Genomic DNA, 24704 nt, shown 5'->3' with positions numbered 1-24704 from the left:
GCGCCGCCGAGGATCGGGGAACGCCCGTGCTGCCTCAGAGTCAGCCAAGGCGCCACCGGCCCCGGCCGCACCCCGGGTGCCCCCGTGCAGGTGACGGGTTCCCACGGCCGGACCATGCCGAGGAGCGCGTCAGCGCCCCCGACCCGTCGTCACCGTCCGCTCCGTCGAGAAGCCTCCCCAGGTGCCGTCCGGCAGCATCGCCCGGACCCGGACCCGGACGCGGTGGCTGACACCGGAATCCCGCCCCACGTAGAAGCTGTACGCGGCCCGGTCGCGCGGCGCGTCCCCGCCGTACACCAGAGAGGTGGCGGGCCGGCCGTCCAGATGGATCTGGTACTCGGTGACCTCACCGTCCACGCGCGGCGGCACCCAGCTCAGGTCGACGTAGTACGCCCCGTCCGCGCGGTGGTTCGTCGCCCGGAAGCCGGTGGGGGCCGTCGCTCGGCCGTCATCCGTGCCCGGCGTGGTGACACGGACGGCGGGAGCGGCGGGGGAGACGTTCCCGGCCGCGTCCCTGGCCCGGACGGTGAACGAGTAGGCCGTGCCGGGCCGCAGCCCCGTGACCACGGCGGCCGTCTGAGACCCGCTCACGCTGTGGATCTTCACGTCCCCCTGATGGATGTCGTAGGACACCACACCCCGGTCGTCCGTCGAGGCGGACCAGGACAGCTGGACCGCCCGGCTGCCTGCCGCCCGGCCGTGCGGAGCCGACGGGCGGGTGGGTGCCAAGTGGTCGTCCGCGACGGCCGCGGGTGTCCTCGCCCGGACCTCCCGGCTGCGCGGTCCCAGCCGCCCCTCGGCGTCCCGCGCCTGCACGGTGAAGACATACAGGGTGGAGGGCCGGAGCCTGGTGACGTCCACCATGTGCTTCGAGCCCGGCACTTCCCTGACCTTCATGGTGCCGCGATACACCTCGTAGACATCGGCCCGGGCGGTCGTGCTCCACATGACGTGCACGCTCGTCGCCGTGCCCGCTGTCGCGGTGACGCCTGTCGGCGCGCCGGGCGGAGATCCGCCGTCCCCTTCGCCCGTGCCGGTCCAGCCGCAGGAGGCGACCAGGACGAGAGCCGCGCAGAGCGCGAGGCGACGGAGAAAGCAGGGAAGAGAGGAAAGGCCTCGCACGACACTGCCTCCCGGGGTGGCACTCGGGAATGGTCCGGACCAATATGGCGCGGCTGGCGCGATCACATCAAGAGGGCGGGTGCGGGGAGCCCTCTGTGGGGGCGTCACCCCCCGCTGTTCGTGACCACCCGGGAGAGTTACGTATGCTGAGGTTCCTCACGGCCGAACTCCTGGCGGACACCAGGGAGTTCGGGCTTGTCGCGCGGACCGCTGTCGTCGCAGATCCCGCGCCGGCGCGGGTGGTCGGGCACGCCTGAGTCCTTACGCGGACTCAGGCCCCCGGCCCCTGTCGGAGGTTGGGGCCGTGCACCGTCCGGCCCTCCAGCGGTGGCCGGGTGATGGATCCGGGGCCAGATTGGGCTGAGTGCCCGTCAGGTTCCCCACGAGAGGCTCCTCTATCGTGCGTGTCCAGTCGCTCACTCTGGCCGCGGCCAGCGCCGCCCTGCTCGCTTCGACGACACCCCCCGCCGCCCCGCCCCAGGTGGCGTGGCGCGAGAACCCCGTCCGCGCAGCCGACCTGCTGGCCAAGGTGCGGGACTGCACTCCGGTCTCCCGCGGCCGGTACCGCAGCGACGGCGGCGCACCCGCGAACATCCCGGTCTGCGGCACCCGCGACGCCGTGTTCTGGAAGGCGGACATGGACATCGACTGCGACGGCCGCCCCGGCCCTCGCTGCAACCGCCGCGCGGACCCGTACTTTTCCGACAGTACTGCCTACGCGCAGTCCGACGGCCGCTCCCTGAGCGCCGAGCGTCTCCCTTTCATCGTCGTGCCCGCCCCGAGCCGCATCTGGGACTACCGGGAGCACGGCGTGGGCGGCGGTTCCGTCGTGGCCGTCGTCTTCGGCGACCGCGTGCAGTACGCGGTCGTCGGCGACACGGGCCCGCAGGACATCATCGGAGAGGCGTCCTACGCGACCGCCAAGGCGCTCGGCATCCGCGCCGACCCACAGGGCGGTGGCACCCCGTCCGGCGTCACCTACATCGTCTTCAAGAACGCCCGCGTCTCACCCATCGAGGACCACGCGGCCGCCGTGACGACGGGGGAGCGGCTGGCCAGGCGATTCGTCGGCGCCGGCTGAGCGATTGACGGAGCGTCAGGGAAAGGGTCAGCTCGTTCGCTCGCTCGTTCGCCAGAGAGGCGACACCCGCGTCTCGCGAATGCCTCTCCGCCCGGCGGCCGATGGCGCGCCGGGCACGCCGCTCTCCGGCGCGCCCGGCCCGGTCTCACACCTTCCGGTACGTGTACGCCTCCGCGGCGGCCGACTCAACCGCCGCCAGATCGGCCCCGGTGGCCGCCGTGACGACCGCGGCCACGGCTCCCTCGACGAACGGAGCGTCCACCAGCCGCGTCTGCTCCGGGAGTTCGTCGCCCTCCGCGAGCAGCGCCTTCACGGTGAGCACCGCACTGCCCAGGTCGGCCAGCACGGCGACGCCGGCACCGCGGTCCACGGACGCGGCCGCCGTGGCGATCAGTTCAGCACTCGTGCCGAGCCCGCCGCCCTCGGTGCCGCCCGCGGGGGCGACGGGCACCGCGGGTCCACCGCCCGCGAGCCCCTTCGCCAGCGCGGCGACCGACGCGGCCACCTCCGCGCTGTGCGACACCAGCACGACGCCCACGAGCCGCTCGTCACTCACCGGCGGCCTCCGCGAGTCCGGCGACGAGCAGCGCCGCCGACGTGGCACCCGGGTCCTGGTGCCCGATGCTGCGCTCGCCCAGATAGCTCGCCCGACCCTTGCGCGCCTGCAAGGGCGTCGTCGCCACGGCGCCCTCCTCGGCGGCGGTCCGGGCCGCCGCGAACGAGTCGCCCAGCGCGTCCACCGCGGGCACCAGCGCGTCGATCATGGTCTTGTCGCCCGGCGCGGCACCGCCGAGCGTCATGACCGCGTCCACCCCGGCCCGCAGCGCCTCGGCCAGCTGCTCCGCGCTGACCTCGGCGGCGTCGCCGAGCGCCTTGCCGGTGCGGCGCAGCAGCGTCCCGTACAGCGGCCCCGAGGCACCGCCGACGGTCGAGATCAGCTGGCGCCCGGCCAGCGTCAGGATCCCGCCGGGCGTGCCGGGAGCCTCCTTCTCCAGGGCCGCCGCCACGGCCGTGAAACCGCGATGGAGGTTGCTGCCGTGGTCGGCGTCCCCGATGGGGGAGTCGAGGGCGGTGAGCCGTTCCGCCTCGCGGTCGACGGACGCGGCGGTCACCGTCATCCAACGGCGGAAGAAATCGGCGTCGAGCACTGGATCTCCTTGCCTGGTAGGTACGTGGTGATCCTCTACCCCTTCCGCGTCACATGCCCCAGCGCAGACCCGGCGTCTTCACCGGCGCGTCCCACAGCCGCAGCAGCTCCTCGTCGACCTGGCACAGGGTGACGGAGGCGCCCGCCATGTCCAGGGAGGTGACGTAGTTGCCCACGAGAACGCGGGCGACGGCGACGCCGCGGGCGGCGAGCACCCGGTGCACCTCGGCGTTGAAGCCGTACAGCTCGAGCAGGGGCGTCGCGCCCATGCCGTTGACGAGGACCAGCACGGGGTTGCGCGGCCGGAGGTCCTCCACCACCGCCTCGACGGCGGCCTCGGCGATCTCGCCGGACGTCATCATCGCCCGCCGCTCCCGCCCGGGTTCGCCGTGGATGCCGATGCCCAACTCCAGCTCGCCGGGCGGCAGATCGAAGGTGGGGCTGCCCTTGGCCGGTGTGCTGCACGCGCTCAGCGCGACACCGAAACTGCGGGAGTTCTCGTTGACCTGCCGGGCGATGGCCTCCACCCGCTCCAGCGGCATGCCCTCGTCAGCGGCGGCGCCCGCGATCTTCTCCACGAACAGGGTCGCGCCGGTACCGCGCCGCCCCGCCGTGTAAAGGCTGTCGGTCACCGCCACGTCATCGTTGACCAGCACCTTCGCGACCTGAATGCCCTCGTCCTCGGCCAGCTCGGCGGCCATGTCGAAGTTGAGCACGTCACCGGTGTAGTTCTTCACGATGAACAGCACCCCGGCCCCGCTGTCCACGGCGGCGGCCGCGCGCAGCATCTGGTCGGGCACCGGGGAGGTGAAAACCTCACCCGGACAGGCCGCCGACAGCATGCCGGGCCCTACGAAACCCCCGTGCAGCGGCTCGTGTCCCGAGCCACCGCCCGAGACCAGCCCCACTTTCCCGGCCACGGGAGCGTCCCGCCGCACGACCACCCGGTTCTCCACGTCCACGGTCAGATCCGGGTGGGCGGCCGCCAGACCACGCAGCGCGTCCGCGACCACGGTCTCCGGGACGTTGATCAGCATCTTCACGGGAACCTCCTGATGAGACTAGCATCTGGGTCTCTGACCTCCATCTTCGCAGGTCAGATTGGGGTTGACCAGTTTTCGATCTCGGCGGTACGCAGCCCTCCGTAGCGGGTTGTGGCGGTACTGATGCTGACTCGATGCCGACTTTGATGACGGCCCGTCAGGTGCGGTTGGTCGTCCCTCGTGAGCTGGTTGGTGATTCTCCAGTCGGCAGTATCCGCCTTGCGCGAGCGGAGGTCGCGTTGCTGGTCTCCAGGGGTCGACTGTGGGGCGGTCGCGGCATTGTCACGCCGTCCAGTATCTCGATTCCCGCCGAGCCGCAGGACGGAGAGCGCCGACTGCGGGAAAAGCGTGCAGCCGCAGGCCCCAGAAGGAGTGTCGGTGACTGGCGCAGTACCCGTACTCAGCCCGTCCGGCCAGGCCGGAAGGCTTGACGGTCTCGCGTGAACGGCCGCATTCCATCGGCGTGGAGTCCACGATCCACACGTCGTCGCTCCACGCCGAGGTATCGGTGGCCAGCAGCCGGGTGACGCGCCGAAGCAGTCCGGGGGCCTTGTGCAGCCGCTTGCTGTAGCCGGGTTGCTTGGGCAGGTACGGGAAGAGGTGTCGCAGGTGGGAATGGGCGTGGCGGAGGGCGACGCCGGCAACGATCAGAACGGCCTGGAGAGCGGTGAGGGAGAAGGCCAGGGCCATAGGCAGACAGGCAACGGGCCTGTCGCTGCCGACTTCGTCGACATCACCACGGCCCAACCCAACGTGACAGCACCCCGCGTGTCGCAGAAGGCCTCGCGAGGACAGGGCTGCGTATTCCGGACGACGTCAGCCTGGTCGGCTTCGACGATCTGCCCTTCGCGGACTGGGCGCCCCCGCGTCTGACGACCGTGCGTACCCCGCTCGCCGACATGACGGCGCTCGCCGCCCGTATGGTGCTGCGGCTGCTGTCCGGACAGCCGTTGGAGCGGCCGGTGGGCCGGCCGCTCCGGCAGTGCCGTTGACCGTCTTCGGCTGCTCAACCCACCGTGACGGAGTAGGAGTTGGTGTCGAGCTGTCCCCGGCCCTGGAAGACCTCGGTCCCGGCCTGGACGCTGGAGAGGTACTTGGATCGGGCCATAGAACCCCGGTTCACCAGCGCGTTGGTGAAGTCGGTGAGGTTGAGGTTCGCGGACGTCGTGTTGCTGGTGCGGACGAACGAATGGACCTTCCAGCCGATGTCGCCCTGGTACAGGTCCCAGGTGGCGCCACCGATGTTGAGGGTGGCGACCTTGGTGCCCAGGGGCCCGGCACCGCCCGCGCGGTACAGCCAGACCATGACCTCGTCAGTGGGCTGGTTCTGCCAGTCGGGGTTGGGGATGTTGTGCAGCCACAGGTCGTACGCCACGTTGAGCGTGTTGGCGTTGTGCTGGGTGACGTTGAAGTTCCAGGAGGTGCGCACCGGCCTGTTGGCGGACAGCTGTGTGGGCAGCTGGGTGTTCTGGGTCTTCCACCCCCAGTGCCAGCCGAGGACCGAACTGGTGTAGGACTTCACGGAGTTGTTCTGACCGGCCTTGGGTGCCCAGTCCCAACTGGTGCCCCAGCCGATGGTGTTGCCGGACTGATAGGTGTCCCAGGCGCACTGCCAGCCGTTCGCGTTTGCCTGGCCCCACAGGTTGTTGTTCACGTAGTACTTGCCCTGGGTGATCGTGCCGTAGGCGTTGCACGTGCCGGCGGCGGAGGCCGTCGTGGGCATCCCCAGCACGGCGGTGGCGCTGAGTACTACGGCGAGCAGGGCTGAGCGCAGAGGTCGAAGTCTCCTGAGCATGGATCACCCTCCGGATGATTGCGGGTCTATGACACAGGAACCCGGTTGCACGCGCCGATCCGGCGAGGTGCGGGGATCCGGCAAGGGGCGGTACGGATCTCAGTCCGCCGGGGCCGGCGCGTGATCGAACGAGGCACTGACCGGCAGGCCGGTGCAGTGAGGTTGCGTGACGTACGGACGTACAGTCGAAGCGCTTCGACGCCCAGTGCCGCAGAGTGCCCAGCCGCTGAGCCAGGCTCACGATAGGACTCGAACAGAAGCGAAGCAATGTCCCTGTCGGGGTTTGTTGAATCCTGATTGCCGAGCATCAGGCATCGGTCCGCTGTGTCAGGCCCGCGGCGGTCCCCAGCCGCTCCTGGACACCTTCACCGCGTACTTCGACTCCGGCTGCGTGTCCGCGGAGGCGGCGCTGCGGCTGTCGCTGGGCGTGCGGGCCTTCACCTACCGCCTGGAGCGCATCCACAAGCTCACCGGCGCCGATCCGTCCGACCCGGTGCACCGCTACACGCTGCAGACCGCGGTGATCGGGGCCCGGCTGCTGGACTGGCCGGCGAAAACCCTCTGAGAGTGCGCACCAGGACCCTTACGAGAGTCTGACGCGACCGCCGTTCCACATCGGCGCACCGTTGCCCCTGTCCACTCTGTTCACGTCCGCAGGCGCGGACTCCACCGCACGGGCGGCGCGAAGGGATTGAAGAACGGACGTGAACATGCACAGCAGCCGCAGGGGTCACCGGGCGAAGTCCAGGACACGGCGCATCCTGTTCGGCGGCGGGGCCCTCGCCGTCGCCGGTGCGGCCACGGTGGCAGTCTCCCTGGCCTCGGCCGGTCAGTACTCCGGCACCGCTGCCGGGGCCGACCACGCCGTCTTCGTCCAGGGCAACGAGCTGGACGGCAACACGATCCACGTGTTCACTCGGGGTGACGACGGCAGCCTGAAGCCCGCGGGGACCTACGGGACCGGCGGCAAGGGCGGTGACCAGGTCGACGCCCCCACCGACTCGCTGGCCTCGCAGGGCTCGCTCGTCTACGACGACGCCTCGGGGATGCTGCTGGCGGTCAACGCGGGCAGCAACACGGTGACGTCGTTCCGTGTCGAGGGACAGCAGCTCAAGGAACGGCAAGTGGTCGAATCCGGTGGGGAGTTCCCCGCCAGTATCGCGGTGCACGGCAAGGTCGCGTATGTCATGAACGCGGGTGGCGAGGGCAGCGTCCAGGGGTTCGCGATCACCGGTGAGGGGCTCAAGCCGCTGAAGGGGTCGCACCGTTCCCTGGGCCTGGACAACGAGGACGTACCCCGCTTCGACACCTCGCCGGGCGAGGTCGAGTTCACCCCTGACGGACGCAGTCTGGTGGTCACCACGAAGGGCAACAACACCGTCGAGGTCTTCCCGATGAAGCGCGACGGTCTGCCGGCCGTCGCGGAACCCGTCGTCAACGACTCCGCGGGCGGTGTTCCGTTCGCGATCAGCTTCGACCGCAGCGGGAAGCGGATGCTGGTCGCCGAGGCGGAGAAGTCCACGGTCACCACGTACCAGGTGAAGCGCGACGGACAGCTGAAGGTCCTTCAGGAGCCCCTCGCCAACGGCCAGGAGACCCTGTGCTGGCTGGAGCGCGCGGGCAACTACCTCTACGGCGGCAACACCGGCAACTCCACCGTCACCGGCTACCGCATGGACAAGCACGGCACGCTGAGCTTGACCAACGAGGTGGGCATCGCGACTCCGCCCTCGGCCAAGTCGCAGGGCGTGATCGATCTCGCCGTGACGGAGGACGAGAAGTTCGTCTACGTCCAGAACGCCGTCTCCGGAACCGTCGACGGCTTCCGCGTCGAGGCCGACGGCGCTCTCACCAAGGTCACCACGGCCGAGGGCCTGCCCGCCTTCGACGAGTCCGGCATGGAGGGCATCGCCGCTGTCTGACGAGGGTGTGGGGGGTCAGGGCCTGTTCGTCGGCCGGCCCACGAGGAACGCGACGAGCGCGCCGGCCAGCGCTGCCCACGCCAAGGCCGCCGCCCCGGCCTGTGACCAGCCCGTCGCGGCGACGGCCACGGCCGCCACCACCCCGGCGGCCACGGCAGGGCCGCTCGTCGCGCAGGCCCACTGCCGGCGGACGCTCCCCGGCCGGCGTAGTTCACCGATCGCCGCCTTGATCATCAGCGCGGCGACCACGACGACCACTGGCAGCAGCGACCCGGCGCCGTTCACGAGGCGGCGGCGAAGCGCTGATCGGGGCGGGCGGCGGTGACCGTGCCGGGCGGCGTCACCTGGATGCCGGCACGTTCGGTGACGGCTACCAGCGGGCTGCCGGGGCAGGCCGTCAGTGCCGCGATCTCCGTAGGACACGCGTCCGGTCCCGTCACGGGCGGCGGATACGGACGGCGTCGCGTGCACTCGACCACGGCCGGTCCCCTCAGACGTTCCTCGGCGGCGTCTGTCCCTCCCGTGCGGGCCACGTCAGCCGTCGCCCGAGGCGCTGCCGGGCCAAGGGCTGGTCCGTTGGTAGACGTCGGGGATGCCGTCGGCGTCCTCATCCCGTGTCTCCTCCTCCCACAGGCGGCGGTAGACCCCGTTGCGGCGCTTGACCAGCAGCGCCGCCAAAAAAGCGGCGATGAGTGAGCCGAGAAGCACGGCGGCCTTGATGAGCTCGGCTTCGGCCGGGTCGGGGAAGGCCAGTTCACCGATCAGCAGGGCAACAGTGAAACCGATCCCGGCGAGCACCGCCAGGGCGAACACATCGGCCCAGGCCAGGTCGGGGTTGAGGCGGGCCCGGGTGAAGCGCGCGGCGAGGTACGTGCCCGCGAAGATGCCCAGGGTCTTTCCGGCGACCAGTCCCAGCACGACACCCAGCGGCTCCGGCTGGGTGAACACCTCGCCCAGCGACCCGGTGGAGACTGCGACGCCCGCGGCGAAGAGGGCGAAGAGCGGTACGGCCACTCCTGCCGAGACCGGATGCAGCAGATGAGAGGTCCGCTCGGCAGGGGAGACGCCCTCGCCCTTGTCGCGGGTGGTGCGCAGGATGAGGCCCATGGCCACCCCGGCGACGGTGGCGTGGACGCCTCCGTTGTACATCAGCGCCCAGATGGCGATGCCGAGCGGCACGTACCACCACCAGCCGCGCACGCGGTACCGCTGGAGCACGTAGAAGACGACCAGACCGGCCAGGGCTCCGGCGAGGGCGGCGAGGTTCAGATCACTGGTGAAGAAGACCGCGATGACGAGGATCGCACCGAGGTCGTCGACGACGGCGAGGGTGAGCAGGAAGGCGCGGAGGGCGGACGGCAGGTGGGTGCTGAGGACGGCCAGGACGGCGAGGGCGAAGGCGATGTCGGTGGCCATGGGCACGGCCCAGCCCTTCAGACCGCCTCCGCCGACGGTGGCGGTGGCCGCGTACACGGCGGCCGGCACCACCATGCCGCACAGCGCGGCGACCACCGGCAGCGCGGCCGTGGCGGGCGTACGCAGCGAACCCACGACGAGCTCACGTTTCAGCTCGATGCCGGCGACCAGGAAGAAGATGCTGAGCAACCCGTCGGCGGTCCAGTGCTCCACCGACAGATCGAGACCGATCGCGCCGATGCCGAAGTGGAAGTCGCGGATCGCCTCGTACGTGCCACTCCACGGGCTGTTCGCCCACACCAGCGCCACCACGGCCGCTGCCAGCAGGACCAGCCCGCCGACGGTCTCCGTCCGCAGGGCCTGGGCCACCGCCGAGCGCTCCGCCCACGGCAGAAGACCGAGGAAAGTGGAACGCTCGCGCGGGGCAGCGGCCATCAGAAGGACCTCCGGGGCATCGGCATGAGGGCATACGCCCCTTCGACGCCGACCAGACTTCCCGGCACACCCCGCGTGCGGCGCCCGCTCCGGGCGGACCGCTGACGCGTTCCGAACACCCTAACCGTCCACTCCTGATCACGCCAGGTGCCGTTTCACCTGCCTCGATACACACAAAGATCGGGTCCGTACACACCAAGGCGCGAGGTGTGTACGGACCCGATCAGGAGCCGGGCCGCGGGGCGGTCAGAGGGTGTTCTTCGCCGACTCCTGGTCTTCGTCGGCATCGGTGATCTCACCGGCGTTGCGGGCGCGGACGAACTCCAGGAAGGAGTTGAGCTCGCGCTTGACGACGGGGGCGAGGAGGTACAGGCCGATGATGTTGAAGACCGACAACAGGAAGAGCGCGGAGTCGGCGAGGCTGATCAGCGAGTCGAGGGACATCAGGGCGCCCAGGACCACGAACAGGCTCCAGACGACCTTGAAGACGGTCTCGCTGGCCTTGCTCTTGCCGAACAGGTACGACCAGGCCTTGAGGCCGTAATAGCCCCAGGTCAGGATCGTGGAGAAGGCGAACAGCAGCACCGCGACGGTGAGCACGGCCGGGAACCAGGGCAGTACGGTCTCGAAGGCGTCGGAGGTGATGGTGACGCCGCCGATGCTCTCGCCGGCGCGGGCCTCGCCCCAGCTGGCCGGGTTGGCGATGACGATGGTCAGCGCGGTCATGGTGCAGATGACGACCGTGTCGATGAACGGCTCCAGCAGGGCGACCAGACCCTCGCTCGCGGGGTGGTTGGTCTTGACCGCGGAGTGGGCGATCGGGGCGGAGCCGAGACCGGCCTCGTTGGAGAACGCGGCGCGCTGGAAACCGATGATCAGGGCACCGAGCACACCGCCGGCGACGCCGTCGGCCTCGAAGGCGCCCTGCAGGATGGTCTGGAAGGCGTCCGGCACGTGGGTGACGTTGCCCAGGATGACGACCAGGCAGGCCACGATGTAGATGCCGGCCATCGCGGGCACCAGCCGGCTGGTGACCGAGGCGATGGAGCGGATGCCGCCGAGCAGCACGAGACCGACCAGCGCGGCGACGACCAGGCCGAAGAGGACGGCACCGGCGGAGGAGGCCAGGAAGCCGTCCTCGCCTCCGAAGGTCGAGGCGACCTGCGCGTAGCTCTGGTTGGTCTGGAACAGGTTGCCGCCGAACAGTCCGAAGAAGAGGATCATGATCGAGGCGAGGACGGCGAGCACCTTGCCGAGCTTCTTGCCGCCCGCGCCGAAGCGGTCGGCGAGACCCTTGGGCAGGTAGTGCATCGGGCCGCCGGAGACGGTGCCGTCGGGGTGCACCTCGCGGTACTTCACGCCGAGCGTGACCTCGACGAACTTGGATGCCATGCCGAGCAGACCGCACAGGATCATCCAGAACGTCGCGCCCGGGCCACCGATGGAGACGGCGACGGCCACACCGGCGATGTTCCCGAGGCCGACCGTGCCGGAGACGGCGGCGGTCAGCGCCTGGAAGTGGTTGACCTCACCGGCCGACCCCTTCTCGTCGTACTTACCGCGCACTACATCGACGGCGAGTCTGAACTTGCGGAGCTGCACGAACCCGAACCAGCCGGTGAAGATCAGACCGGCGACGACGAGCCAGGCGACGATGAGAGGAAGGTCCGTTCCGCCGACCGGAACGGCGTAGAAGACAACTTCTCCCAGCCACTTGGCTATGGGTTCGAAAAACTCACTGACGGCTTCGTCGACGGACTCGGTCATGGAGTCGAGTGACACAGTGGCTACCTCAATGGTGCTGGACCGGGACACAGGGGTATGCCGCCGGCTGGTGTGCGGTCTCTGAACGAACGTCGTTGTCCGATCGGCGACACTGGGCACGCGGTCCGCGGACGCGGACCGTGAACGCCCTGGTCGTGCTGCCTGAGCATGCCGACCGCTCCGCGCTGCGGCGATGAGTAGTGCCACCTGCGGAGTTGCGCAGTTCTACCACGACCTTTACGCACCCTTTAGTGATGTAAGTCACATAACCATCAGTCACCTTCGAAAGTGCCAGCGAACGATATCGGACCGTTATCCGGGAGCCGAGATCCGTTCACCGGACATCTAATGCGGCGGCGGCGGCTCCGGCTCACAAGTCTGTGGCGTGTTTCAGGAGTAGCGATCTTCGCTATGTGGGTAAAACGGTCGCAAAAGGCCCTTCCGTGCCCGTGCCGGTGAGAGGGGGCGCGCGATGGATCCATGGCTGATCTGGTTGATCATCGCGGCCGTGTTGGCTGTGGCGGAGATCTTCACCCTGACCGCTGCGCTGGGGATGCTGAGCGCGGCCGCGTTGGTCACGGCGGGTTCCGCCGCGGTCGGCCTGCCGGTGCCTTTCCAGTTCCTGGTCTTCACAGCGGTGTCCACGGTCACGTTGCTGTTCCTGCGCCCCATCGCGCTGCGCCACGTACTCAAGCCCCAAGCCGCACGGTTCGGCGTGGACGCCCTGGTCGGCAAGGGTGCCTACGTCGTCTCCGAGGTGACGGGCCTGGGTGGCAGGGTCCGTATCGACGGTGAGGAGTGGACGGCCCGCGCCTTCGACGAGACGCTGGTGATTCCTGCTGGAAAGACCGTCGACGTCATAGAGATCAGCGGCGCCACCGCCATCGTCTACCCACGGGACTGATGACCATGGAAGCCTCCGCGTTCTTGATTGCCGGCCTGATCGTCGCGCTGTTCGCGGTTTTCACCGTGGTGCGGGCGGTCCGTATCGTTCCCCAGGCCCGTGCTCGTAACGTCGAGCGACTCGGCCGCTACCACCGGACCCTGAATCCCGGCCTCAATCTCGTCATCCCGTACATCGACCGGGTTCATCCGGTGATCGACCTCCGGGAACAGGTCGTCTCCTTCAAGCCGCAGCCGGTCATCACCGAGGACAACCTGGTCGTCGAGATCGACACTGTCCTTTATTTCCAGGTCACCGATCCACGGGCGGCCTTCTACGAGATCGCTAACTTCCTTCAGGCGGTCGAGCAGCTGACCGTCACCACGTTGCGCAATGTCGTGGGATCCATGGACCTGGAGAAGACCCTCACCTCGCGCGACACCATCAACAGCCAGCTGCGCGGCGTCCTGGACGAGGCCACCGGGAAGTGGGGGCTGAGGGTCAACCGGGTGGAGATCAAGGCCATCGACCCGCCGCAGTCCATCAAGGACGCGATGCAGAAGCAGATGCGAGCCGAGCGGGACAAGCGGGCCGCGATCCTCGGGGCCGAAGGACAGCGGCAGTCACAGATCCTCACCGCCGAAGGCGACAAGCAGGCCGCCGTCCTGCGCGCGGAGGGCAACCGCACCGCCGCGATCCTCCAGGCCGAGGGCCAGTCCCGGGCCATCGACGAGGTGTTCCAGGCCGTGCACCGCAACGACCCCGACCCCAAGCTGCTCGCCTGGCAGTACCTCCAGACGCTGCCCCAGCTGGCGCAGGGAGCGGGCAGTACGTTCTGGGTGATCCCCAGCGAGGTCACCTCCGCACTCCAGGGTGTGTCCCGCGCCTTCAGCGAGGCGCTGCCCCCGTCGCCGGCCACCCGGGAAAAGCCCACGGACGACATGGCCGCCCAGGCCGCCGACGACACGGCGCAGGCGGCGCAAGCCGCTGCCGCGGCCCTTGCGGACGCAGCGAAGGCCGATCGCGCCGCCCCCGGACCTCTCCCGTCCCAGCCCCCTGGCTGACAGCGGTCGGGGGCGTGACGCAGGGCCAGGGGATGTCCAGAGCCTCGGCACGACCGCGGTCTGTCCGGGAGTCACGTCATGCTGCTCTCCGAGCCGATCAGGTCGGTGACGGCCCGTATGCCGCCTTCGGTGAGAGCGGCGCGCTGTCTGTCCGCTCCGGTCCCATTCTGGAGAAGCCGGTGGACCAAGGCCGTCACCTGCCGGGTCGCGCCGGACGCGTCGAGTGCCGGCGCGACGTGCCGCAGGAGCTGGTACAGCACGTCGCCGGCCCGGCGCGGCCGGCCGCTCGGGCAGATCAAGGTGTCGCTCAGACCGTGCCGGGCGGCATGCCACAGAGCGACCTGGAGAAGCTCCGGCGCGCAGTCGGGCACCGGCGCCCCGGCGGTCGTCTCCGTGATGGCGGTGTCCACGAGAGCATGGGTCATGCCCGCGAGCATGACCGCGTCGTCCGCGCGCAGTTGAACGTCCAGGCACCGCACCTCGACGGTGGGGTACCGAGCCGACAGGCGGGCCTGCCAGTACAGCTGCCCGGTGTCCGAGATCACGCCGCTCTCCAGCAGTCGCGTCACGCGCTGGTCGTAGTCGGCCTCGTCGCGGAAGAACGGGGGTGCGCCGCTGACCGGCCAGCGGCCGAAGATCACGGTGCGCCAGCTGGCGAAGCCGGTGTCGTGGCCGTCCCAGAGTGGAGAGTTCGCCGACATGGCCGTCAGGGTCGGCAGCCAGACCCGGATCCGGTTCAGGACCTGCACGCCCGTCTCCCGGCTGGGCACGGCCACGTGCACGTGCATGCCGTTGACCAGCTGCTCCGCCACCAGCTGGGGAGCCTGCGTGAGCATGGCCCGGTAACGGGCCTGGTCGGTGACGGCCACCGGGTGACGATGGCGCAGCGGAGGCGTCCCGCAGGCCGCGATCCGGCAGCCGTGCGCTTCGGCCGCCGCCCCGATGGCGTGCCGCAGCCGCAGCAGATGTCCCCCTGCCTCCTCCAGCGTGCCGCACACCGGCGTGGCCACCTCGACCTGCGCCTGCAGCAGTTCGCACTGCACCTCCTGGTCGGCCACGAGATGCGCCAGACCCGCCGCGGCACGCACCTTGTCGGCCAGGGGTACCGGCAGCCCGGTAACCGGGTCGAGGAGCAGGTACTCCTCTTCCACACCGATCGTCGTCATCGGTCACCCTCTGTTCTGCCCCGTCACCGGGGCCGGATCGCGCCGCGCCGGCCGGACGCTCGCGCGTGCCCCGAGTGCCGCGGCGACGGCAGGGCAAACCATGGCAAAAACGCGATGCTGCGGTGACTCGGCGTGCCGGGCGCTTCCTCCTCCGCGGAGGCGGGCGAGGCGTCCGGCTCGGGCAGACGCGAGGGGGGTACGGGATGGGGATGGGACCGCTCAGGGCCGCGGGTTGGTGCGCTGCCACCGGGGGCGTGCGTCGTCACCACGGCGCCCGGCGACCGAGGCGCAGCGCGGGCACTGGCGGCGTACCCGGTCCGCCGCACCGCCGGACTCCGGGAAGGTGTCCGGCCAGGTGACGTGCGGGAAGCGGACCAGCCGCGAGCGGCTGAGGGACAGTCCGCAGACGGTCTGGTTCAGCCCCGGCTCCCAGGCGTGCACCTCGCCGGACGGCAGGCGGCGCCGGCCTTCCTCCTCGTCGGTCCACTGTCCGGACGCCGCGACGGCGTACCGCTTGACGCGAGCCATGGCGTGTGGCTCCGGATCAGCCGGCCGCGTGGTCGACGCGCAGCCGCACCTGCTCCTCCAGGCGCTGAAGGCTGGTGTCCAGGGCGTCGCGGACCATCGTCTCGCCGGGGTCGTGGCGCTCGTCGAAGAACGACAGGTGCACCGTCACCTCACTGGCCCCGCCGCCGATGCCGGCGACCTGGAGCCAGCCCGCGTAGCTGCCCTGGTCGCGGGTGCCCCATTCGAGCCGCATCTGCTCGCGCTGGGCGCGCAGCAGGGCGGAGGTGTCCTCGTCGGTGCGGTCCTCGTGCACGGTGACCGCGGGCAGCTCCTCGGCCTCGACGTGCAGGGCCTCCGGCAGCCAGGTGTCCAACTGGCCGATGTTCGCGGCCTGGTCGAAAACATGCTCGGGCTGTGCGGGCATCGTGCGTGAACGTTCGTATTCGGTCATCGCGGCACCGGCCTCGCTTCGGGTTCGTTCAGCGCACCGCGTTCCCGGCATCCCCAGTAGTAACCCCCAACTTTTTTGCAGAGTCTGCATCTTTGCGTACCATGCAACCATGACGGAGGGGACCCCGGCGGGCCTCGGGCTGCGTGAGCGCAAGAAGCGGGCGACCCGCGCTGCCCTGGTGGCGGCCGCGGTGCGGCTGGCGGCGGTGCGCGGGGCGGAGAACGTCACCGTCGACGCGATCAGCGAGGCAGCCGGTGTGTCCGCGCGGACGTTCTTCAACTACTTCGACTCCCGTGACGACGTCTTCGTCATGATCGGCGCGGACGCGAGTGCGAGGGTTCGGCAGGCCGTACTGGCGGCGCCCGCCGAGATGTCCCCGCTGGAGGCGCTGCGCGACGCCATGGCGAGCGAACTGGCGGAAATCGAGCAGCAGCAGGAGCTGTGGCGCCTGCACTCCGAGGTGCTGCGCCGCTCACCGCACCTGCTCGCGCGCAGTCTCGGCGCCCACCTGACGGATGAACTCGCCCTGGCCGAAACGCTCGCCGAGCGCATCGGCGCAGGCTCGCCGCTGTTCTCCGAGGACCGCGCCGGGCTCGGGTCGCCGGACGACGAACGCAGGAGGCGGGCGCTGGGCCTCTATCCGCGTCTGCTCGCCGCTGTCGGCATCGCGGCCGTCCGGGTCGCCGTCGAGCACTGGTGCGTCCGGCAGGACGAACTCGCCTTCGTGGACGTCTTCCGGGAGACGTTCGAGCATCTCGCGGCGGGGCTTCCGGCTCCGTCACCGGCGGGACCCACCGGTCCGGCGGACCGGTAGGCAGCCGCTCATCACTCCGGGACGCATCTCTCCGTCTCGGCCCCTTCCCAAGAGCGCCGTGTTCTCGGAGGTTTCGCGCGCCCGCGGTCGTGTGCCGCGCGAGTCGCCCGCGATCCGGGGCTGCCCGTCGACGGAGGGCACGGTGGGGTGGGCCGTGGTGAGCTCGCCGAAGAGGGAGGCGAAGCGGAGCTGACCCGCGTCGTCGAGGTGCTGGTCGCGGAAGACGAGCGCCTTGTGCTCCAGGAGCGCGGAGTTGATCTCGGAGACGAGGGCGGGTTCGAGGTCGCCGGAGAGATCCACGCCGAGGATCTCGGCGCCGATACGGCCGCCGATCCGGCGGATGTCGAAGCGGGTGCCGGTGGTCATGAGGCTGTGTCCTTTCAGTGCCGGCTGATCGTGTTGCCGAAGCACTTTGCTCTCAGAAATGAGGCTTCCAGCGGGAATTGGCCTGGTCAACGCCGATCGGGCAGCCGACACAACAGTGAAGCGCGCTGTTCACGATTGCCGCCGAGCCGGCCCGGTCATGGTCAGACGGGGAGCACGAACGCAGGGTGCGCACCGTTGAGGAAGTAATCCCCGACATCGCGGAGCCGGTGGGCCACGGGCTCGTACAGCGTGTGGGTCCGGGCATTGCGCCAGAAGCGGTCGAAGCCCAGCCGTGAGGACGCGGAGCGGGCACCGATGATGTCGAGGGCACGGGTGGTGGACTCCTGCGCGGCCCTGGACGCGGCGGCTTCGGCCATGGCGACGAGGACGGAGATCTCCGCGTACTCGTCGTAGCCGAGGTCTTCATCACGGGCCAGCCCGCCGTGCACGGCTTCCCGCGCCTGGTCGGCGAGGGCGGACGCGGAGCGGGTCAGCACGGTGAGTTCCCCGTACGCGGTCAGTACCTGCGGGTCCTGAGGCGAGCCGACCGGCCAGTCCGGGTGCCAGTGGGACTGGCCGGTCCTGCTGTACTCACGGGCCTCGGCGAGCACTCCCTCCGCCATGCCGAGACGGAGCTGCACCGAAAGGAGACGCCCGACCGGCGACACCAGGGCGGTCCCGGGCGACAGGACGTCCTCGTCCGCCGCCAGCGAGCCCAACACGTCGTCGGCGGCGATCGGCACGGCGTCGAACTCCACGCTCCCGCCGGCCGCGAGCCGTTGCCCGAAAGGGTCTGCGTCGCCGTCGATCACCACGCCCGGAAGGGCGGGATCGACCACCACGGCGAGTGGTTCGCCGGTGTCGGCCCGCACCGCCCGCACGGCGAGGCGGTCGGCGACCAGGACACCGGCGGCAAAGCTCTGACGACCGGTCAGCACATGGCCCTGCCCGTCCCTGGCGAGTGTCAGAGCCGGTTCCTGACGTGCCAGACCGCCACCCCAACACCACTGCTCCGCCGCGGACCGCCGTTCCAGCCGGGCGGCGGGAGCGGGCTCGGTGAAGAACCGGGCGCTCCACGACATGAAGTAGTGACAGCCGAGCAGTTGGCCTATCGCGCCGTCGGCCGCGGCGATCTCCCGGACCACCGCGTACGCCGCGGGCCAGTCCGCTCCGCCGCCCCCGAGCCCGGCCGGTACGAGGAGCGTCAGCAGTCCCGACTCGCGCAGCCGGGACACCTCGTCGAACGGGGGCTTGCCCGCCTGGTCCCTGGCCACCGCGTCCGTGGCCAGGTCGTCCGCGGTCTCGCGGGCCACGCGCAGCCAGTGCGCGTTCCCGGGCCCGGTCCGGTCGGACTCCGCCTCGGAGCCGGACGGCGCAGGGGCAACGCCCATGGCAGAGGCCTCCTCATGTCGATGTGTGAGGCGCGCACATCATCCTGTGCGGCGCCGCTGGGCGCCGCCCATGCTTCCCTAGTAATTCTATAGGGAACGTAGGAAATGAAGGGAACGGCGATAACCGGCCAACCGTGCCCGCCCCGCCTCGGCCAGCCGCTGGACCGGTGTGGGCGGCAGAGCCCGAGCCCGACGCGGTCACAACCTGACCGCATCGCGTGTCACGGTGATCGGGCAAGCCGCCCGGACCTCTCGAACCACGGGTCGGCACACGACTCGAAGGCCGAGGTGCTCCCTTGACCGTTCTCGATGCCCGGGCGCTCAACCGCGCCACCCTCGCGCGGCAGTTGCTCCTCGACCGCGCCGATCTGCCGGTGCTCGACGCCGTCGCGCACCTGGGCGGTCTGCAGGCGCAGGAACCGCAGGAACCGTTCATCGGGCTCTGGTCCCGGCTGCGGGCGTTCGAGCCGACGGTGCTGTCGGACCTGCTGACCGGGCGGCGCGTGGTGCGGGCCCATCTCATGCGCCGCACCGTCCACCTCGTCACCGCCGACGATCTCATGGCCTGGCGGGCCCGCCACGACGCGATGCTGCGCCGACGGGTGCTCGGGACGTACCGCCGCGAGCTGGAGGGCGTTGACCTCGGCGAACTCGCGGCGGCGGGGCGGGAGGTCATGGCCGACGGCGAACCCCGCTCGATGGGCGACCTCGCGCGAACCGTCGCCGGCCGCTGGCCGGCGGCGGGGCCCCGGCCACTGGGCGAAATGCTGGTCGCCGGCCTGCTCCCGATGGTGCAGCTGCCGCCGCGCGGACTATGGCGCACGACGGCGGGAGTGCGCTACGCCCTGGTCTCCTCCTGGCTGGGGCGCGAGATCGACCCACCGGTCCCGGACGACTCCGACCCCGTGGGGCAGACGCTGGTACGGCGTTACCTGGCCGCGTTCGGACCAGCCGCCTCGGCCGACCTGCGCGCCTGGTGCGGCCTGGCGGGACTGCCGGCCGCGGTCTCCGCCCTGCGCGAGGAACTGGTCGCCTTCCGCGACGAGCGCGGCCGGGAACTGCTGGACCTCCCCGACGCGCCGCGCCCCGACCCCGGCACCCCCGCGCCGGTGCGGTTCCTGCCGGCGTTCGACAACGCGATCCTCGGCTACCACGACCGCGGCCGGATCATCGACGACGCCCACCGCGGCCTGTCGGTCGAAGGCGCCCGCGTCGTCCTGGTCGACGGCCGGGTCGCCGCGACCTGGACCGTCGAGGCGGACACCGTCCTGGTCACCCCGCTGCGCCGCTTCTCCCGGGCCGACCGCGGCTCCGTCGTCGAGGAAGGGCGAGCGCTGGCGTCCTTCCTGTCAGGTGACGAGAGCGACCGGGTACGGATCGCCGCGCCTTCCGGCTGAGCGACACGCCGACACGGGCACGGTTCAGGCGCACACTGGAAGGGTGCTGCCGGTGCTCACCGAGGGGGTGTCGGCCGATGGAAACGTCAGAGCGTGTCACCGTGCGGTGGTGGCGGTGGCGGCGCAACGCGCTCAAGCGGCGTATCGACGTCGTCGAAGCCTGGGTCGTGCTCGCCGGCTGGGTGTTCGCCCTGCTCGGCGGTGTGGGCGCGGGCCTGATGGCGGCGGACGCGGTCGAGCGGGCCGTCGAGCGGCAACGGGCCGAGACCCGTCAGGTCTCGGCGGTCGCCGTCGAGGACGCGCCGGGCCCGTCACCGGCCCGTGCGGCGAGCGACCACCGGGTGTGGGCCAAGGTGCGGTGGACCGCGCCGGACGGCTCGACCCACACGGACGAGGCGCGGGTGCCGCCCAGGACCCCCGCCGGGAGCACGATCCCCGTGTGGGTGAACAGGAGCGGTGACATCACGACCCCACCGGTGTCCGAGGGCGAGGCATGGCTGCACACGACCATGGGCGGCGGGCTGGCGGGAGCCCTCGCGGGCGGGGCGGTACTGGGCGCCGTCTGGCTGACGCGGCTGTCCCTGGACCGGCGTCGCATGGCCCAGTGGGACGCGGAATGGGAGCGGATCGACACACGGCGGGGCTGGAAGACGGGCTGAAGCAGGCGGGGCCCGGGGCCCGGGGCGTCCCCCTGTGGGCCCGGATATGCCTGATGGTCAGGTGCGGCCGACGGTGTCCTGGTCGTCGATGGTCTCGTGGGTGCCCGCAGGAGCAGGTGCCGTCGCCCCGCGGGACGTGGCGCTCCGCCGGCGCAGTCGCGCGGTCAGGGCGGTGGCCACTGGCTCGGTCCAGCGGGCGGTCAGCGGGCCGAGCAGGACCAGGATGAGGACGTACGCCGTGGCCAGTGGGCCGAGGGAGGGCTCGATGCCGGCCGTGACGGCGAGCCCGGCGATGACGATGGAGAACTCGCCGCGGGCCACGAGTGTGCCACCGGCGCGCCAGCGGCCCTTGGGTCCGATCCCGGCGCGGCGCGCGGCCCAGTAGCCGGTGGCGATCTTCGTCGCGGTGGTCACGGCCGCCAGGGCGAGGGCGGGCAGCAGCACGGGCGGGACGCTGGAGGGGTCGGTGTGCAGGCCGAAGAAGACGAAGAACACCGCGGCGAACAGGTCCCGCAGCGGCGCGAGCAGGCTCGTCGCGCCCTCGGCGACCTCGCCGGACAGCGCGATGCCCACCAGGAAGGCGCCCACGGCCGCGGACACCTGGAGTTGCTGCGCGAGCCCGGCGACCACCAGGGTCACGCCGAGCACCACCAGCAGCAGTTTCTCGGGGTCGTCGCTGGAGACGAAGCGGGAGACATGGCGGCCGTAGCGCACCGCGAGGACGAGCACGAGGGTGGCCACGCCCAGGGCGATGGCCAGTGTGACGGCGCCCGCGGCCAGGCCCACCCCGGCCAGCAGGGCGGTGACGATCGGCAGGTAGACCGCCATGGAGAGGTCCTCGAGGACCAGGATGCTCAGGATGGCCGGGGTCTCGCGGTTGCCGAGCCGCCCCAGCTCGCCCAGGACCTTGGCGATGACGCCGGAGGAGGAGACCCAGGTGACACCGGCCAGCACGACGGCGGCGACCGGGCCCCAGCCGAGCAGCAGGGCGAGCACGGCACCGGGCAGGGCGTTGAGAACGGCGTCGACGATCCCGGCCGGGTAGTGGGTCTTGAGGTTGGAGACGAGGTCCGTGGCCGTGTACTCCAGGCCCAGCATGAGCAGCAGCAGGATGACGCCGATCTCGGCGCCGATGGCGACGAAGTCCTCGCTGGCGACCAGCGGCAGCAGTCCGCCCTCGCCGAAGGCGAGCCCGGCCAGCAGGTAGAGAGGGATCGGCGAGAAGCTGAAGCGCCCGGCGAGGCGGCCGAGCAGCCCGAGCCCGAGGATGAGGCAGCCGAACTCGATCAAGAAGACCGCGGAGGAGTGCATGGCGGGTCACTCCCGCCCGAGTATCGCGGCGGCCGCCTCCACGCCCTCGCGGGTCCCGATGACGATGAGGGTGTCACCGCCGGCGAGCCGGAAGTCCGGCGTGGGGGAGGGTATCGCCTCGGCCCGGCGCAGCACCGCGACGATGGACGCGCCGGTGTCGGTGCGGATCCGGGACTCGCCCAGCAGCCGGCCGTTCCAGTGCGAGGAGCCGGACAGTTCGATCCGCTCGGCGACGAGCCCCAGGTCGGTCGTGGACAGCAGGTTCGGCGTGTGGTGCGCGGGCATCAGCGCGTCGATCAGCGTCGCCGCCTCCTCCGCCGTCAGACGCACCGACAGGTCGCAGGCGTCCGGGTCGTCCTTGCGGTAGGCGCTGATGGTCCGGTGGCCGTCGCGGTGGGCGACCACGGACAGCCGGCGGCTGTCCCGGGTCGTCAGGTCGTAGCGGACACCGATGCCCGGCAACGGCGTACTGCTGAGGCGTGGCGCGCTCATGTCTGTCCCCCCTTCCGTCGGCGTGCGTGCTCCTGATGACCCGCCTGCGGGGGCCGCGCCCGGACGAGCGCCCAGATCCGGCCTGTGGGCTCATCCTAGGCGGCCGGGCGGGACCGTACCCGCCATGTGTGTGCTACCTGGAGGGCACCGGGACAGCGGATCCGGACGGGAAGGGAGTGGCCGTGGGCAGCCTCGCGGTCGCCCCCTCCACCTGCCGCACGGTGCCCGTCCCCGGCCGGGTGCCCGTGCCCGCGCCGACGGACAACTGGGACCACGCTCCCAGCGCCAGAGCCACGGCGGCGGCGGTGGCGACGACCCGTCCCACGCGCCGGACCTTGGCACGGCGGTCCAGGTCGCGCCAGGCCACGCGGGCCCACAGGTCCTCCGGCTGCCACAGGTCACCGACGGCGTATGGGGGTTGGAGCCGGCGTCCCGCCGCCCGCTCCCTCGCGGAGGGCTCCCTGGGGGCGGAGGCGTGTATGGCGTGTTCGCTGTCCGTGAGGAACCTCAGCCACACGTCGTCCGGGATCGGGGGAGTGCCGTCCGGCTCGTCGGGCGTTCCCCGTCCGCCGTCCGGCCCTTCGGTGGTCACGTCCCGTCATCTCCTCTCCGACCATCGGCCTGATCACTGCGCAACGCAAGATCAGTATGCCGCCCGGTACGAGAGGTCGCGCGTCCTGCCCGCCCCTTCGAGACGGTACCGGCGCGGGAGGCGTTGTGTGTGCCGTGGGGCGGAAGCGCCTCGCGCCTTCCGCCCCACGGGTGTCAGACGACGGCGGGTGCCTCCGGCAGGGCGTGGTCGCCGACCTTGTCGGTGCTCAGGCACAGCGAGCAGACGACGGCGTCGTGCGTCCGGCAGGCGGCCACGTCCGGCCGCTCGAACTGCTGGCGGCACACGTGGCACTCGTAGGTGACGGCGCTGGGGTTGCCGTCCTCGTCCAGGAGCGGCTCGGCGATGCCGTCGTCGGTGCGGCGCAGGTAGTACCTGCCCTTGGTGACCACGGCCATCAGCGGGGTGAGGACGAACGCGATGACGGCGGCGGCGACCGGGGAGTACGGCTGGAGCGTGTCGCCCAGCGCGTGGAAGTACATGGCGATGGACAGCGCGGAGGCGGCGACGAAGGCGACGACCCCGACCGGGTTGACGGCGTAGAGCATGCCGCGGCGGAACTCGGGCGCGTGCGGGGACAGCTTCAGCACGTACTTGTTGATGCCGATGTCGGTGGCCACGGTGACCACCCAGGCGATCGCGCAGTTCGAGTAGAAGCCCAGGATGCTGTTGAGGAAGCTGAACATGTCGGCCTCCATCAGGGCGAGCGCGAAGCCCAGGTTGACCAGGACGAAGACCATCCGGCCCGGGTAGCGCTTGGTGACGCGGGTGAAGGAGTTGGTCCAGGCGAGGGAGCCGGAGTACGCGTTCGTCACGTTGATCTTGATCTGGCTGATCACGACCAGGGCCACGGCCAGCGGCACGACGAGCCAGGACGGCATCATCGCGTCGAAGGCGTGCTTGAACTGCTGGATCGGCTCGGGTGCGGCGGTGGGACCGACCTCGGCGATGATGTAGACCGCGAGGAACACGCCGATGGCCTGCTTCAGCGCGCCCAGCACCACCCAGCCCGGGCCGGCCATCACCACGGCCGTCCACCAACTCCGCTTGTTCGCCTCGGTCTTGGGCGGCATGAAGCGCAGATAGTCGATCTGCTCGCCGATCTGCGCGATCAGCGACAGACACACGCCCGCGCCCAGCAGCACGGAGGCGGTGTTGACGCCGCCGTCCCCGTCCGTGCCCGCGTAGGCGAGGAAGCGGTCAACGGTCCCCGGGTCGGTGGCGACCAGGTACACCAGCGGGCCGACCATCAGCAGCAGCCAGATCGGCGTCGTCCACACCTGGAGCTTGCTCAGTGCCGTCATGCCGTAGATGACCAGCGGGATCACCATGAGCGTGGACACCAAGTAGCCCAGCCACAGCGGCAGTCCGAGGCCCAGCTTCAGGCCCTGCGCCATGATCGAGCCTTCGAGGGCGAAGAAGATGAAGGTGAAGCTGGCGAAGATGACACTGGTGAGGACCGAGCCGAAGTAGCCGAAGCCCGAGCCGCGCGTGATCAGGTCCAGGTCGATGTTGTAGCGGGCCCCGTAGTAGGCCAGCGGGAAGCCGGTCACGAAGATGACGACGGCGGCGAGGGCGATCGCGAGCAGCGCGTTGCCGGTCCCGTGGGCCAGACCGATGCCGGCCCCGATGGAGAAGTCGGCCATGTAGGCGATGCCGCCGAGCGCGGTCGTCGCCACCACCATCGGGGTCCAGCGCCGGTAACTGCGCGGCGCGAAGCGGAGCGTGTAGTCCTCGAGGGTCTCCTTGACGGCCTGGTCGGCGCCCGGCGCTGCCTTCTGCGCGGGTTCCGGCTCGGCGACCTCGGCCAGTCGTGGCTCGGTGCTCATGCCGCGCCTCCTTGCTGCGGGTTGGGGACTGACAAGGCA

26 protein-coding genes and 2 pseudogenes are annotated in these 24704 nt (G+C 70.8%); 9 read left to right on the top strand and 19 right to left on the bottom strand.

Going from position 1 to position 24704, the window contains the following annotated elements:
- Positions 1–129: 129 nt before the first annotated feature.
- Positions 130–1122 carry a fibronectin type III domain-containing protein gene (locus ACIBNA_RS21045; protein WP_399166680.1) on the bottom strand — a complete coding sequence of 331 codons (993 nt, stop codon included), beginning with the start codon at positions 1120–1122 and terminating at the stop codon, positions 130–132.
- A gap of 400 nt (positions 1123–1522) precedes the next feature.
- Here ACIBNA_RS21045 and ACIBNA_RS21040 point away from each other — a divergent pair, with 400 nt between their 5' ends.
- On the top strand, positions 1523–2203 hold the full coding sequence (locus tag ACIBNA_RS21040; protein ID WP_399166679.1) for a glycoside hydrolase family 75 protein: 681 nt from the start codon (positions 1523–1525) through the stop codon (positions 2201–2203).
- A gap of 145 nt (positions 2204–2348) precedes the next feature.
- On the opposite strand, the gene ACIBNA_RS21035 is transcribed toward ACIBNA_RS21040, so the two are convergent.
- The 4 genes and pseudogenes from ACIBNA_RS21035 to ACIBNA_RS21020 form a co-directional block, all read right to left on the bottom strand.
- The gene (locus tag ACIBNA_RS21035; RefSeq protein WP_399166678.1) at positions 2349–2759 is read right to left on the bottom strand and encodes a PTS fructose transporter subunit IIA; all 411 of its coding nucleotides are present in this window, start codon (positions 2757–2759) and stop codon (positions 2349–2351) included.
- On the bottom strand, positions 2752–3351 hold the full coding sequence (dhaL, locus tag ACIBNA_RS21030) for a dihydroxyacetone kinase subunit DhaL (RefSeq protein WP_399166677.1): 600 nt from the start codon (positions 3349–3351) through the stop codon (positions 2752–2754). Before dhaL ends, ACIBNA_RS21035 begins: the two co-directional genes overlap by 8 nt.
- Positions 3352–3400: 49 nt before the next feature.
- Positions 3401–4393 carry a dihydroxyacetone kinase subunit DhaK gene (dhaK, locus tag ACIBNA_RS21025; RefSeq protein WP_399166676.1) on the bottom strand — a complete coding sequence of 331 codons (993 nt, stop codon included), beginning with the start codon at positions 4391–4393 and terminating at the stop codon, positions 3401–3403.
- Positions 4394–4741: 348 nt separating this feature from the next.
- Positions 4742–5068: pseudogene (locus tag ACIBNA_RS21020) on the bottom strand (IS982 family transposase); the annotation flags it as partial.
- 122 nt (positions 5069–5190) lie between these two features.
- Between ACIBNA_RS21020 and ACIBNA_RS21015 the strand changes: the two are divergent.
- Positions 5191–5385: a substrate-binding domain-containing protein gene (locus ACIBNA_RS21015; RefSeq protein ID WP_399166786.1), complete on the top strand. Its 195-nt coding sequence runs from the start codon at positions 5191–5193 to the stop codon at positions 5383–5385.
- A 14-nt stretch (positions 5386–5399) separates the two neighbouring features.
- Here ACIBNA_RS21015 and ACIBNA_RS21010 read toward each other — a convergent pair whose 3' ends face one another.
- Positions 5400–6188, bottom strand: a complete 789-nt coding sequence (locus tag ACIBNA_RS21010) for an endo-1,4-beta-glucanase (protein WP_399166675.1) — start codon at positions 6186–6188, stop codon at positions 5400–5402.
- Positions 6189–6495: 307 nt separating this feature from the next.
- Between ACIBNA_RS21010 and ACIBNA_RS21005 the strand changes: the two are divergent.
- Both ACIBNA_RS21005 and ACIBNA_RS21000 read left to right on the top strand, forming a co-directional pair.
- A pseudogene (locus ACIBNA_RS21005) lies at positions 6496–6753 on the top strand (helix-turn-helix domain-containing protein); the annotation flags it as partial.
- Between the two features lie 145 nt (positions 6754–6898).
- Positions 6899–8110, top strand: a complete 1212-nt coding sequence (locus tag ACIBNA_RS21000) for a lactonase family protein (RefSeq protein WP_399166674.1) — start codon at positions 6899–6901, stop codon at positions 8108–8110.
- Between the two features lie 15 nt (positions 8111–8125).
- On the opposite strand, the gene ACIBNA_RS20995 is transcribed toward ACIBNA_RS21000, so the two are convergent.
- The 4 genes from ACIBNA_RS20995 to ACIBNA_RS20980 all read right to left on the bottom strand — a co-directional run bounded on the left by ACIBNA_RS20995 (position 8126) and on the right by ACIBNA_RS20980 (position 11743).
- A complete protein-coding gene (locus ACIBNA_RS20995; RefSeq protein WP_399166673.1) occupies positions 8126–8395 on the bottom strand; it encodes a hypothetical protein in 270 nt (89 codons plus the stop codon).
- Positions 8392–8550, bottom strand: coding sequence for a hypothetical protein (locus ACIBNA_RS20990; protein ID WP_399166672.1), 159 nt, complete (start codon positions 8548–8550; stop codon positions 8392–8394). The genes ACIBNA_RS20995 and ACIBNA_RS20990 overlap by 4 nt, the downstream gene beginning before the upstream one ends.
- Before the next feature lie 94 nt (positions 8551–8644).
- A complete protein-coding gene (gene nhaA / locus ACIBNA_RS20985; RefSeq protein ID WP_399166671.1) occupies positions 8645–9961 on the bottom strand; it encodes a Na+/H+ antiporter NhaA in 1317 nt (438 codons plus the stop codon).
- 246 nt (positions 9962–10207) lie between these two features.
- Positions 10208–11743, bottom strand: coding sequence for an alanine/glycine:cation symporter family protein (locus tag ACIBNA_RS20980; RefSeq protein ID WP_399166670.1), 1536 nt, complete (start codon positions 11741–11743; stop codon positions 10208–10210).
- A gap of 454 nt (positions 11744–12197) precedes the next feature.
- Between ACIBNA_RS20980 and ACIBNA_RS20975 the strand changes: the two genes are divergently transcribed.
- A complete protein-coding gene (locus ACIBNA_RS20975) occupies positions 12198–12629 on the top strand; it encodes an NfeD family protein (RefSeq protein WP_399166669.1) in 432 nt (143 codons plus the stop codon).
- Positions 12630–12634: 5 nt separating this feature from the next.
- Positions 12635–13672, top strand: a complete 1038-nt coding sequence (locus tag ACIBNA_RS20970) for an SPFH domain-containing protein (RefSeq protein ID WP_399166785.1) — start codon at positions 12635–12637, stop codon at positions 13670–13672.
- Positions 13673–13743: 71 nt separating this feature from the next.
- Here the strand turns inward: ACIBNA_RS20970 and ACIBNA_RS20965 are convergent, their stop codons facing one another.
- From ACIBNA_RS20965 to ACIBNA_RS20955, 3 genes are all read right to left on the bottom strand, one after another.
- A complete protein-coding gene (locus ACIBNA_RS20965; RefSeq protein ID WP_399166668.1) occupies positions 13744–14838 on the bottom strand; it encodes a glutamate--cysteine ligase in 1095 nt (364 codons plus the stop codon).
- A 219-nt stretch (positions 14839–15057) separates the two neighbouring features.
- Positions 15058–15366 carry a hypothetical protein gene (locus ACIBNA_RS20960; protein ID WP_399166667.1) on the bottom strand — a complete coding sequence of 103 codons (309 nt, stop codon included), beginning with the start codon at positions 15364–15366 and terminating at the stop codon, positions 15058–15060.
- A 16-nt stretch (positions 15367–15382) separates the two neighbouring features.
- Complete coding sequence (locus ACIBNA_RS20955; protein ID WP_399166666.1) at positions 15383–15796, bottom strand: SRPBCC family protein; 414 nt, start codon at positions 15794–15796, stop codon at positions 15383–15385.
- Between the two features lie 109 nt (positions 15797–15905).
- Between ACIBNA_RS20955 and ACIBNA_RS20950 the strand changes: the two genes are divergently transcribed.
- The gene (locus ACIBNA_RS20950; protein WP_399166665.1) at positions 15906–16610 is read left to right on the top strand and encodes a TetR/AcrR family transcriptional regulator; all 705 of its coding nucleotides are present in this window, start codon (positions 15906–15908) and stop codon (positions 16608–16610) included.
- Here ACIBNA_RS20950 and ACIBNA_RS20945 read toward each other — a convergent pair.
- Together ACIBNA_RS20945 and ACIBNA_RS20940 are read right to left on the bottom strand one after the other, a co-directional pair.
- Positions 16575–16976, bottom strand: a complete 402-nt coding sequence (locus ACIBNA_RS20945; protein WP_399166664.1) for a TauD/TfdA dioxygenase family protein — start codon at positions 16974–16976, stop codon at positions 16575–16577. The two genes, ACIBNA_RS20950 and ACIBNA_RS20945, sit on opposite strands and share 36 nt — an antisense overlap.
- Before the next feature lie 161 nt (positions 16977–17137).
- The gene (locus ACIBNA_RS20940; protein WP_399166663.1) at positions 17138–18367 is read right to left on the bottom strand and encodes an acyl-CoA dehydrogenase family protein; all 1230 of its coding nucleotides are present in this window, start codon (positions 18365–18367) and stop codon (positions 17138–17140) included.
- Between the two features lie 296 nt (positions 18368–18663).
- Between ACIBNA_RS20940 and ACIBNA_RS20935 the strand changes: the two genes are divergently transcribed.
- Both ACIBNA_RS20935 and ACIBNA_RS20930 read left to right on the top strand, forming a co-directional pair.
- Positions 18664–19764, top strand: coding sequence for a winged helix DNA-binding domain-containing protein (locus ACIBNA_RS20935; protein WP_399166662.1), 1101 nt, complete (start codon positions 18664–18666; stop codon positions 19762–19764).
- Positions 19765–19841: 77 nt separating this feature from the next.
- On the top strand, positions 19842–20423 hold the full coding sequence (locus ACIBNA_RS20930; RefSeq protein ID WP_399166661.1) for a hypothetical protein: 582 nt from the start codon (positions 19842–19844) through the stop codon (positions 20421–20423).
- Between the two features lie 57 nt (positions 20424–20480).
- Here ACIBNA_RS20930 and ACIBNA_RS20925 read toward each other — a convergent pair whose 3' ends face one another.
- The 4 genes from ACIBNA_RS20925 to ACIBNA_RS20910 form a co-directional block, all read right to left on the bottom strand.
- Positions 20481–21734 carry a cation:proton antiporter gene (locus ACIBNA_RS20925; protein WP_399166660.1) on the bottom strand — a complete coding sequence of 418 codons (1254 nt, stop codon included), beginning with the start codon at positions 21732–21734 and terminating at the stop codon, positions 20481–20483.
- A 6-nt stretch (positions 21735–21740) separates the two neighbouring features.
- Positions 21741–22226: a cation:proton antiporter regulatory subunit gene (locus ACIBNA_RS20920; protein ID WP_399166659.1), complete on the bottom strand. Its 486-nt coding sequence runs from the start codon at positions 22224–22226 to the stop codon at positions 21741–21743.
- A gap of 133 nt (positions 22227–22359) precedes the next feature.
- Positions 22360–22818: a hypothetical protein gene (locus tag ACIBNA_RS20915; RefSeq protein ID WP_399166658.1), complete on the bottom strand. Its 459-nt coding sequence runs from the start codon at positions 22816–22818 to the stop codon at positions 22360–22362.
- A gap of 173 nt (positions 22819–22991) precedes the next feature.
- Positions 22992–24665 (bottom strand): purine-cytosine permease family protein, encoded by a 1674-nt coding sequence (locus ACIBNA_RS20910; protein WP_399166657.1) that lies wholly within the window; start codon positions 24663–24665, stop codon positions 22992–22994.
- Between the last annotated feature and the right edge of the window lie 39 nt (positions 24666–24704).

The organism is Streptomyces sp. NPDC050164, from assembly GCF_044459945.1.
Taxonomy (GTDB): domain Bacteria; phylum Actinomycetota; class Actinomycetes; order Streptomycetales; family Streptomycetaceae; genus Streptomyces; species Streptomyces coeruleorubidus_A.
Note: the sequence above shows the minus strand (reverse complement) of the source record. Positions and strands in the feature narration are given on the sequence as shown.